The sequence below is a fragment of the Streptomyces graminilatus genome (assembly GCF_001418565.1).
Lineage (GTDB): Bacteria > Actinomycetota > Actinomycetes > Streptomycetales > Streptomycetaceae > Streptomyces > Streptomyces graminilatus.
This window is the reverse complement of the sequence record NZ_LIQQ01000010.1, coordinates 1-10,548: the sequence shown is the minus strand read 5'-3', so window position 1 is coordinate 10,548 and position 10,548 is coordinate 1. Positions and strand designations below refer to the sequence as shown.

General features: G+C 73.5%; 5 protein-coding genes. 3 read left to right on the top strand and 2 right to left on the bottom strand.

The window, feature by feature from the left end:
• Positions 1-393 precede the first annotated feature (393 nt).
• Together AOK08_RS01025 and AOK08_RS01020 are read right to left on the bottom strand one after the other, a co-directional pair.
• A complete protein-coding gene (locus tag AOK08_RS01025; protein WP_055522660.1) occupies positions 394-1,380 on the bottom strand; it encodes an LLM class flavin-dependent oxidoreductase in 987 nt (328 codons plus the stop codon).
• Between the two features lie 464 nt (positions 1,381-1,844).
• The gene (locus tag AOK08_RS01020; protein WP_055522658.1) at positions 1,845-2,783 is read right to left on the bottom strand and encodes a maleylpyruvate isomerase N-terminal domain-containing protein; all 939 of its coding nucleotides are present in this window, start codon (positions 2,781-2,783) and stop codon (positions 1,845-1,847) included.
• A 307-nt stretch (positions 2,784-3,090) separates the two neighbouring features.
• Between AOK08_RS01020 and AOK08_RS01015 the strand changes: the two genes are divergently transcribed.
• The 3 genes from AOK08_RS01015 to AOK08_RS01005 form a co-directional block, all read left to right on the top strand.
• Positions 3,091-3,387 carry an acyl carrier protein gene (locus AOK08_RS01015; RefSeq protein WP_055522656.1) on the top strand — a complete coding sequence of 99 codons (297 nt, stop codon included), beginning with the start codon at positions 3,091-3,093 and terminating at the stop codon, positions 3,385-3,387.
• A gap of 61 nt (positions 3,388-3,448) precedes the next feature.
• A complete protein-coding gene (locus AOK08_RS01010; RefSeq protein WP_055522654.1) occupies positions 3,449-9,169 on the top strand; it encodes a type I polyketide synthase in 5,721 nt (1,906 codons plus the stop codon).
• Positions 9,166-10,548, top strand: a 1,383-nt coding sequence (locus tag AOK08_RS01005; RefSeq protein ID WP_055522652.1) for an AMP-binding protein, incomplete at its 3' end; no start/stop codon positions are given. The genes AOK08_RS01010 and AOK08_RS01005, both read left to right, overlap by 4 nt.

The window sequence follows — 10,548 nt, the reverse complement described above, 5'->3', positions numbered from 1 at the left end:
CATGCCCTCGATGCCACGGCCGCGCGGCCTCCTCCAACGGAGGAGGTCGCGAGGCCGTGGCATCGAGGGCATGGATCCGGCCCGTCTGTACGCAGTGGCCGACCAGCACCGAGGGCACCCGGAGTCGTCGCCACCGTCGAGCGCGAGGCCCTCAGGCACAGGCGGCACCCATGCGTACCTCTCCGGCCACGCGGAGCGTGAAGTCCGCGCGTCCGGTGTCGCCGGTCCGGCAGGTGTCGGCCGCCGGCGGCCATGGGTGCCGGGGAGCCCGGCCGGTGGGGTCGGGTGGCGCCCCGCCGGGGCCCGCGGCGACGTGCGGCTCTCGCGCGGACCCCGCCCAAGTAGCGGCGCCCCTCGCCTGGCACGCGGAGCGGAACTCCGCGGACGGCGACGTCAGCGCAGCGCGCGTACCGCGGGCAGCAGTACCTCGGCGATCTCCTTCAACTGCGGCTCCGGATCTAGGGATCCGACGCGGATGACGATGTGCCGGACGCCCTCGCGGACGTATCCGGCGAGCCACTGCGCACAGCTCTCGGCGCTGCCCCAGCCGTAGGCCTGGATCGCGGACATCTGCTCAAGCGAGCGGCCGTAGTAGTGCTCGATGTAGTGCTCCAGTTCCCGCTTGGCCTCCTTCTCGTTCTGGTTCACCGTGATCGTCGCGTAGAACGCGGGCCGCACCGCGCCCGCCGGGCGGCCGGCCTCCGCGCGCAGCTCGTCCAGGCGCCGCCACGCGCGCCCGTACGCCTCGGCCGAGGGCAGGAAGGGCAGCCAGCCGTCGTAGTGGCGCGCGGCCCGGGTCAGTACGCGCTCGGTGTCGCTGCCCGCGAGCCACAGCGGCGGACCGTCGGGGCGCGGCGGCTTGGGCAGCTTGTCCAGGTTCCGCACCTGCCAGTGGCGACCCTCGAATTCGCTCGGCGCGCCCGGCTCACCACTCGCCCAGGCCGTGCGCCACACGGAGGTGATCTCGTCCAGCCGGCCGGCCCGCCCGGCGAAGGACGCGCCCACGGCGGCGAACTCCTCCTCCGTCTCCGGTACGGGGAAGCCCGAACCGAGACCGAGGACCAGCCGTCCGCCGCAGACATGGTCGAGGCTGGCGATCATGTTGGCGCCGATCAGCGGGTGGCGCAGCGCCGGGGTGAGCGCGGCCGTGCCCAGGGTGATCGAGCGCGTCACCGAGCCGGCCGCGGAGAGTACGACGAGCGGGTCGAGCCGGGGACGCGCGGTGAGCGAGTCACCGGTCCACAAGGAGTCGAAGCCGAGTTCCTCGGCCTGGCGGGCGAAGTCCAGCAGCGGGGAGGCCGCGAAGTTCCCGACGATCGCCTGCTCCCGGGTGGGCAGCAGAACGCCGAGCTGGACCGGTGATTCGTCGAAGGTGACCATGGTGTGCCTGCCTCGTCTCGGGTTGGGGGGGGCGGGGCGGTGACCCCGGGGGCTCGGACATCCACCGGTGTCCCCGGCGGATCCAACCAGCGGCGGCTGATACGAGCCTGACGGCAGCGCTCGACGGCCACGAGCCCCGCCCGTCATTCCTCCGGTGACCGTTGGCCGCCGTCCGGGTGATCCGGGTCGCCGCCTGTCCGCCCTCGGCCCGGCGGCCGGTCTTATGGCGGGAAGACGTCGGCCGCCGGGACCCCAGAGGGCTCCCTCGCGGTGGAGCGATCCGTACGTGGCCGGCACGGGCGGAGGACTCGCGGCGCGGCAGCCCGTGACCGGGGCGGTGGCCGCCGGACCGGTGGGCGGGACCCGGCCGGGGCCCGGATTCGGGACGGCCGCCGTTGACGGCATCCCCGTGCGGTGATCGGCGGGACACCGGTCGTGTGCCCCGCCCGTCGGCGTACCCGCCGTCACACGATCACATGCGTCCACCAGTGCTCCAGCAGCCTCGCGTCCCCGGTGATGTCCACCGCCGCCTCGCGCGGCGCGACGCGGCGCTTGAGGAGCAGCAGCAGGTCACCGGCCCGGCCGGTGATCGTCACGCCGGCCCGCCCGCCGTCGTCCGGGGCCGCCAGCACCGGGCCCGTGGGCGTCCGTACGACGAGCCAGTCGGCGTACGCCTCATCCGTCGCGTCGGTGGCGCGGAAGCGCAACGACTCGCCGTCCCCGGCCAGCGCACCGAAACCCGGTCCGAAGAACGCCTCCGCCCCGGGCGCCGTGACCGCCCGCAGCCAGAACCGCACACTGTCCAGGGAGAGTTCGGGGGACAGGCCCACGGTGTCCGGTGCGCGGCCGAGCAGCAGGTCCAGGTCCGCCCGGTGCACCGCCGTCTCCATGGCACCCCAACTCGCCCAGAACCGCGTGCCGCCCGCCCCGACGGAGCTCCACACGTCGGTGTCCGGCCCGGCACGCCGGAGCGTGGCCACGAGGCTGTCGGCGGCCCCGCGTACCCACCGCGCGCGTGCCTCGGCGCCGCCGAGCGAGGCGGCCTCCTCGATCGAGACACCGATCAGCTCGTCCACGTACTCGGCCCAGGTGCCGGTGTGCTTCCCCCACCGGTCGTCGTCGGCCCCCGCCACGAACACGTGCGGCGGTACGAACTCGGCGGCCCGGGTCTCCACCAGGCCTGCCGCCCAGGTGTACGCCTGGAACAGATGGGCCGTCAGATGGCTCACCGTCCAGCCGGGACAGGTGCCGACCGGCCGCGCCGGATCGGCGTGCAGCAGCGCCTCCGCGCACAGCGCGGCCTCGCGCTCGATGCCCGCGCAGATCCGCTCATGGCTGATCTCGTACCCCTCGTACCCCTCGTACCCCTCGTACGCCTTGGACGTCTCGTACGTCTCGCGCAAGGAGTCCTCCCTCAGCTGCGGCCACCCGACTGCCGAAGTGGCGCGCCCCACCCTCGGCCGGTCCGCTGACACCGCGCCGATGGCCCGCTGACAGCCGTACCCGCGCCCCGGAGCCCGGCTTCCCGATCCGGTCGGGGCGTACGCCCTGGGTCAGGCCCTGATCAGCGCAGTGTCAGGCCGCCTTGTTTGCATCGGGGCGTTGACCGTGCGGGGGACTGGAACGAGTCGCCCGCGTCCGAACGCCGGAACCGCCGGAACCCGGCCGGAAACGCCGGAGCCGTCGGAACCGCCGGAGACGAGGTAGGCGATGGCCCCCTTCCACGACACCACGCCCATGAACCTGGCCGCCCTGCCGGAGTCGGAGCAGTACGACACCGTCGAGGCGCTGGTGGCCCAGACGTTCAGGGAGGCCCTGCTCATGGACGGCGACGAGGACCTCCCCCTGGAGAGCAGCTACCTGGAGCTGGGGCTGACCTCGCTGCGCCTGATGGACATCCGGCGCCGGCTGGAGGAGCAGTTCGGCCTGCGGATCGACACCGCCGAACTCTTCAACCGGCCCACGATCGAGCAGCTCATCGACTACCTCGTCGAGCGCGTGCGCTAGCTCCCAGCTCCATCCGAGACTCCGCCCGAGACTCCGAGAACCCAAGAGAGGCAGGCCGAACGTGCCGGACGAGACAGATGCCGAGCAGCGGACCGCGACCAGCGCCGAGCCGATCGCCATCGTCGGGGTCGGACTGAGGTTCCCCGGCGGTTGCGACTCGTTCGAGGAGTTCGGCGAGTTCCTCGCGGCGGGCCGCTCGGGCATCCGCCCGATCCCCGAGGACCGCTGGGACACAGCCGCGTACGCCTTCGACCCCGACGACCCGGAGGCACCGGGGCGGATCCGCACCACGCACGGCGGATTCCTCGACCGCATCGACCAGTTCGACGCCCCGTTCTTCAACATCTCCCCGAAGGAAGCCCAGTTCATCGACCCCCAGCAGCGCATGCTGCTGGAGACCTCCTGGCACGCCCTGGAGCACGCCGGCATCGACCCGGGGCCCCTGCGCCACGGCAACGGCGCGGTCTATGTGGGCGCCAGCTCCATCGACTTCGCCTTCGAGCTGGAGGCGCTGCCGTACGAGAAGCTCGACGGCCATCTCGCCGCCGGGATCACCATGTTCCCGCTGTCCGGACGGCTCTCCTACTTCCTGGGCTGGCGCGGCCCCAGCATGACCATCGACACTGCCTGCTCCTCCTCGCTCACCGCGCTGCACTCCGCCGTGACCGGGCTGCGCGCCGGGGAGTGCGACATCGCGCTGTGCGCCGGAGTGAACGCCGTGCACCACCCCCGGGTGCCGGTGATGTTCAGTCACGCCCGCATGCTGGCCCCGGACGGCCAGTGCAAGACCTTCGACGAGTCCGCCGACGGCTACACCCGCGCCGAGGGCTGTGGCGTCCTGGTCCTCAAACGGCTCTCCGACGCCCGCCGCGACGGCGACACCGTCCTCGCGCTGGTACGCGGCACCGCCGTCGGCCAGGACGGCGACAGCGCCGGCCTGACCGTGCCCAACGGCGCCGCCCAGGAGATCGTCCTGCGCCGCGCCCTGTCCGCGGCCGGCCTGACCCCCGGCGACATCCAGTACGTCGAGGCGCACGGCACCGGCACCCCGCTTGGCGACCCCATCGAACTCAGCGCCATCAACGAGGTGTTCGCCGAATCGCACACCAAGCAGGACCCGGTGCTGGTCGGCTCGGTGAAGACCAACCTGGGCCACATGGAGCCGGTCTCCGGCCTGGTCGGCGTCGTCAAGACCGTGCTCCAGCTGCGCGCCGCCACCGTCTTCCCCCACCTGAACTTCACCACCCCCTCCGGGCGCATCCCCTGGGACGCCTACCCGATCGAGATCCCGACGGAGTGCCGCCCGTGGCGGGCCCCGGTACGCCGCGCCGTCGTCAACAGCTTCGGCTTCGCGGGGACGATCGCGGCGACCGTACTGGAACAGGCCGAGGAGGCCGAGGAGTTCGAGAGGTCCGAGGAGTTCGCGGGGGCTCCGGACGAGCGGCCCGAGCAGCCCGCCGCCGACCAGCCCCGCCTCTTCACCCTCTCCGCCAAGGGCGGCGCCGCCCTCCGCCGTCAGATCGAGCGCTACCGCGACCACCTCGACGAGCACCCCGACGCCGACCTGGACGGGCTGTGCTTCACCGCCAACACCGGCCGGGCGCACCTGACCCACCGCCTCGCCGGACCCGTCTCCGACCGGGCCTCGCTCATCCGGCTGCTGGACGAGGGCCTCGCCCGGGAGACGCAGCCGGGCTCCTCCGGCATCCGCAAGGTGGCGTTCCTCTTCAGCGGTCAGGGCGCGCAGTACGCGGGCATGGGCGCCGACCTGTACCGCCGCTTCCCCGTGTTCCGGCACTGGCTGGACGAGTGCGACGCCCGCTTCGCCCCCCACCTCGGGCTCTCCGTCCGCGACCTCGTCCTGGGCACCGCCCCGGCGGCGGACCTCGCCCTCATCGACCGCACCGGCTACTCCCAACCCGCGCTGTTCTCCCTGGAGTTCGCCCTCGCCCGGCTCTGGCTGTCCTGGGGCGCCAAGCCCAACGTGCTGCTCGGGCACAGCATCGGCGAGGTGGTGGCCGCGACCGTCGCCGGTGTCTTCTCGCTGGACGACGCGGTGACGCTGGTCGCCGCCCGTGCCCGGCTGATGGAGTCGGTCCGTGCGCCCGGCGCCATGGCCGCCGTCTCCGCCCCCGCCGAGGTGGTCGAACCGCTGCTGTCAGGGCGCCCGGACGCCGCCCTCGCCGCCGTGAACGCCCCCGACCAGTGCGTGGTCTCCGGCTCGGTCACGGCCGTGCTGGAGGTGTCGGAGCTGCTGCGCGAGCAGGGTGTCCGGGTGGAGCCGCTCACCGTCTCGCACGCCTTCCACTCCCCGCTCATGGGCGAGATCCTGGACGACTTCCGCAAGGCCCTGGACGGGATCACCTTCCGCCGCCCGTCCATCACCCTCGTCTCCAACCTCACCGGGAAGCCCGCCACCGCCACGGAACTCGGCGACCCCGACTACTGGGTGCGGCACATCGCCGAGCCCGTACGCTTCCTCGACGGCATCCGGGCCGTCGGCAAGCGCGGCCGGCACGCCTTCGTCGAGATCGGCCCCTCCGCCGCCCTCACCGCCCTCGCCAAGCGCTGCCTGCCCGCCGACGACCACCGCTGGCTGCCCAGCATGAGCCGCCGCGACGCCACCGGCACCGCCACCCTCAGGGCGCTGTCCGACTACTACACCGCCGGACTGCCCGTCTCCTGGTCCGGCTTCCACATCGGGCGCCGCCACCCGAAGACGGTGCTCCCCGGGTACGCCTTCGACCGCAAGCGCTACTGGCTGCCCACCGGAGGCAGGCGCGCGGGCACCGCCGAGACCACGGCCCTCCACCACCCGCTGCTCGGCCAGGAGCTGCCCGCAGGCGCCGACGGAGCGAGGGAGTTCCGCACCGAGGTCTCCGCCGACCGTCCGGCCGCCCTGGCCGGCCACCAGGCCGCCGGTGAGCAACGGCTGCCCGCCGCCGCGTACATCGAACTGCTCCTCGCCCTCTCCGAGACCGTGCACGGACACTCCCGGGGCCCGCTCCTCGATCTGGCCCTGCACCAGCCGCTGCCGCTCGCCGAGGAAACCGTCACGGAGCTGCGCACCCGGCTGCGGCCCCGCCCCGACGGGGGCGCGGACGTCGAGGTGGTGAGCGGCCCGGCCGACGCCGAGATCCGGCACGCCACCGCCGTACTGCCGCTCACCGCACCGGACGCCGGCCCCGCGCCCCAGGTCATCGACCCCGGCACACCCGTGGAGGAGACGGACGCGGTGGACGCGTCCACCGACCTGGCGTCGGCGGGCCGCCGGTTCGGCGAGGCGTACCGGATCGTCGACCGGCTGGTCCGGCACGACGACGGCACACTCACCGGCGAACTGGTCCTGCGGGACCCCGTCCCCATCGAGCACCTGCCGGTCGAGGCGGTGGAGTGCGCGCTGGCCGCGCTCACCGTGCTCGACCCGGACGGCCCGGTGTTCCTGCCCGAACGGTTCGCCCGGATACGGCTGTTCAAGAAGCCCCGGGGGACCCGGCTGCGCCTGACCGCCACCGTCGCCGTGGCCCCGGACGCTCCCGACCGCCGCCACGCCGACCTGCTGCTCGCCGACGGACAGGGCCCGGTCGCCGAACTGCTCGGCGTCGAACTCGCCGACCCCGCACCGCCCGAGGAGCGCAGCCCCTTCCTGCACCGCACGAGCTGGCTGCGCCGCACCGCCGACACCGTCGACAGCCGCCCGCGCCATCTCCTGCTCCTCAACAGCGCGCCGGAGGACTTCGCCACCGCGCCGGACGGCATCCGCCTCTCGTACGGCGCCGACGCCCTGACCGACCCCACCCTGACCGACGTGTGCTGGTTCTGGCGCCCCCGCCCGGGAGAGCCCGGTGCCGACGCCCTGCGCGCCGAGTGCCGCCTCAACTACCAGGACCTGCTGGACGTTCTCGCCGTGCTCCGGACCCGCGAGGGCCGCCAGACGCCCCGGCTGTGGCTGGTCACCGAGCGCGCCCAGTGGCTCCCGGGCGACCGGCCCGACACCGGCGAACGGCTCGCCGCCACCACCCTGTGGGGCTTCGCGCACGTCCTGCTCTACGAGGACCCCCGGCTGCGCACCACCCTGCTCGACGTCCCGGCCGACGGCACCGGCCCGGCGGCGCTGCTCGCCGAGGTGCGTACCGCCGAGCGGGACGAGTACCAGGTCGCGTACCGCGACGGACAGCGGTACGTCCGCCGGGTGCTGTCCGGGGCCACCACCCCCGCCTGGCCCGGCGGCTTCGCGGCCGTCACCGGACAGGGCGACCAGCCGCCCGCTCTCGTCCCCGCCGAGGACCGCGCCCCCGGCCCCCGCGAGGTGCGGATCCGCGTCCACACGGCCTTCCTCGGCCCCGACGACCTGCTCGCCGCCGAGGAATCCCGCACGCTGGGCACGGGCTGCACCGGCACCGTCGTCGCCTGCGGTACGGGCTCGGCGTACTCCGTCGGTGACACGGTCACCGTGACCGGCACCGGCACCCTGCGCCGCACGGTGACAGTGCCGGACGGCGCGGTGTCCGCCGCGCGACAGGACGAGGACGCCGTACGGGCTCCGTACGGCCTCGACGAACTCGACGAGGCACTGCGCGCCGTACGCCGGACCCCGGACGGAACCCTTGTACCGGTCCGCGTCGAAGCCGAACCCGAAGGCGCGAGCCGGCCGCCCCTCCGTATCCGACCCGACCGCACCTACCTGGTCACCGGCGGACTCGGCAGCCTCGGCCTGGTCACCGCGCGCAAGCTGGCCGCCCTCGGTGCCCGGCATCTGGTGCTGGTCAGCCGCAGCGGCCGGCCCGCGCCGGAGACCGTGGACGTCCTGGCCGACCTGCGCGAGCACGCCGAGGTGAACGTCATGACCGCCGACCTCGCCGACCCCGGCGACGTCGAGCAGTTGACCGTACGCCTGCATGAACTCCCGTTCCCCGTCGGCGGGGTGGTGCACGCGAGCGGGGTGGCGGGCGAGTCCCTCGTCTCCGGGCTGACCTGGGAGGCGATCGACGAACAGCTCGCCGCGAAGGTCTGGGGCGGCTGGCTGCTGCACCAACTGGCTGATACCTGCCCCAAGTTGGACTTCTTCCTCGCCCACACGTCCATCGCGTCCATCGTCGGCGGGCCCACCCGCAACTCGGCGGCCTACGCGGCGGCCAACGCCTTCCTCGACGGGCTCATGGAATGGCGGGTCCGCCAGGGCCTGCCCGGCCTCGCGGTGTCCTGGGGCGCCTGGTCCAGGATCGGTATGACCGCCCGGCTCGGTGAGGGCCTGACCCGTGAACTGGAGCGCAGCGGCGTCCTGTTCTTCTCGCCCGGCCGCGCCCTGCGCACGCTGGACACCCTGTGGAACGGTCCGCTGACCGTGCCGGTGGTCGGCCACTTCGACTGGGCGAGCCTGACCGGGAACACCCCGGTCGTCGACGCCTTCTACGAGCGGCAGGACCGGGACTCCGACGACGCTGCCCGGGACACCGGCCTCGATCCCGCCGCCCTGGCCGCGCTGCCCCCGGCCGAACGGCTCGCGGTGATCTCCCGCGCGGTGCACACCCGGCTCGCCGCCGTCCTGCGCCTCGAACCCGACGACGAGATGGACCCGGACACCGAGTTCGGCTCCCTGGGCCTCGACTCGCTGATGGCGCTCGACCTCAGGTCCGGGCTGGAGAAGGAGTTCGGCCTCGCGCTGCCCGCCTCCCTCGCCCTGGACCACCCCTCACCGCAGCGGCTGGCCGCGTTCCTCGACACCCAACTCACCGCGGGCGAGGAGCCCGCGACCACCGCGGCACCTGGAGGGACACCGTGACCGACACCCCCGACGACCGGCTCGCCACACCCTGGACACTGACGGCGAGCAGCGCGGCCCTCGCCCGCGAGCGGCCGGCCCACCCCGCCGTGATCTGCGAGGACCGGATCACGTCGTACGAGGAACTGCACCGGCACAGCAACCGGGTCGCGCACGCCATGCGCGCCGCCGGGATCGGCCCCGGCGACCGCGTCGCCCACCTGGCCCGGGAGTCGGAGCACTACTACGCCGCCATCCTGGCCTGCGCCAAGACCGGCGCGGTGATGGTGCCCGTCAACTGGCGGCTGACCGAGCGGGAGGCCGGTCACATCCTGCGCGACTCCGGGGCGGTGCTGCTGTTCACCGAGGAGGAGTTTCTGCCGCTGGCCAAACGCGCTGTCGTCGAACGTGTTGTCGCCGACTGCGCCGTCGTCGGGCGTGCAGTCCCACCCCGGATCGTCCGGCTGGACACACCTGGGGGAGATGACACCGCCGGGCGCGGGTCCGGGCTGCGCGCCTGGTGCGCCGACGCCCCCGACACCGACCTGGACCCCGGCACCGGCCCCGACGACCCGGTCGTGCAGATCTACACCAGCGGTACCACCGGCCTGCCCAAGGGGGCGGTCCTCGCCCACCGTTCGTTCTTCACCCTGCCCGCCGCCACCCGGGCGGCGGCGGGGGAGTGGATCGACTGGCAGCCGCAGGACGTCAGCCTGATCTCGCTGCCCGGTCTGGGCATCGCCGGTATCGGCTGGTTCCTGCACGGATTCACGGCGGGCGCCACCAATGTCCTGATGCGCGCCTTCGACCCGGCCGAGGCGGTACGGCTGATCGAGAGGCACCAGGTCACCAGCACCTTCGTGGCACCGACCATGCTCCAGATGATCCTGGCCGAGGCGGACCGCGCCGACGCCGCCCTGGCCTCGCTGCGCATCGTCGCCTACGGTGCCGCGCCCATCTCCGAGGGCCTGCTGCTGCGCTGCCTGGAGAAACTGGGCTGCGCGCTGTTCCAGATCTACTCCAGCACGGAGGCCGGCAGCATCGCGGTCACGCTGCCGTTCGCCGCCCACCGGCCCGGCAGCCCCCTGCTCAGGGCCGCCGGTCTGCCCTGCCCCGGCAACGAGGTGAAGATCGTCGACGCCGACGGCAACAGTCTGCCGCCCGGCCGGACCGGCGAGGTCTGCGTCCGCACCCCCGCTCGGATGCTCGGCTACTGGAACCTTCCCGAGGCCACCGAGCGAGCCATGGTCGACGGCTGGCTGCACATGGGTGACGCCGGCTATCTCGACGACGACGGCTATCTGTTCCTGTGCGACCGGATCAACGACACCATCATCGTCGGCGGCCAGAACATCTACCCCGCCGAGATCGAGAAGCAGCTCAGCGAGCACCCGGCCGTC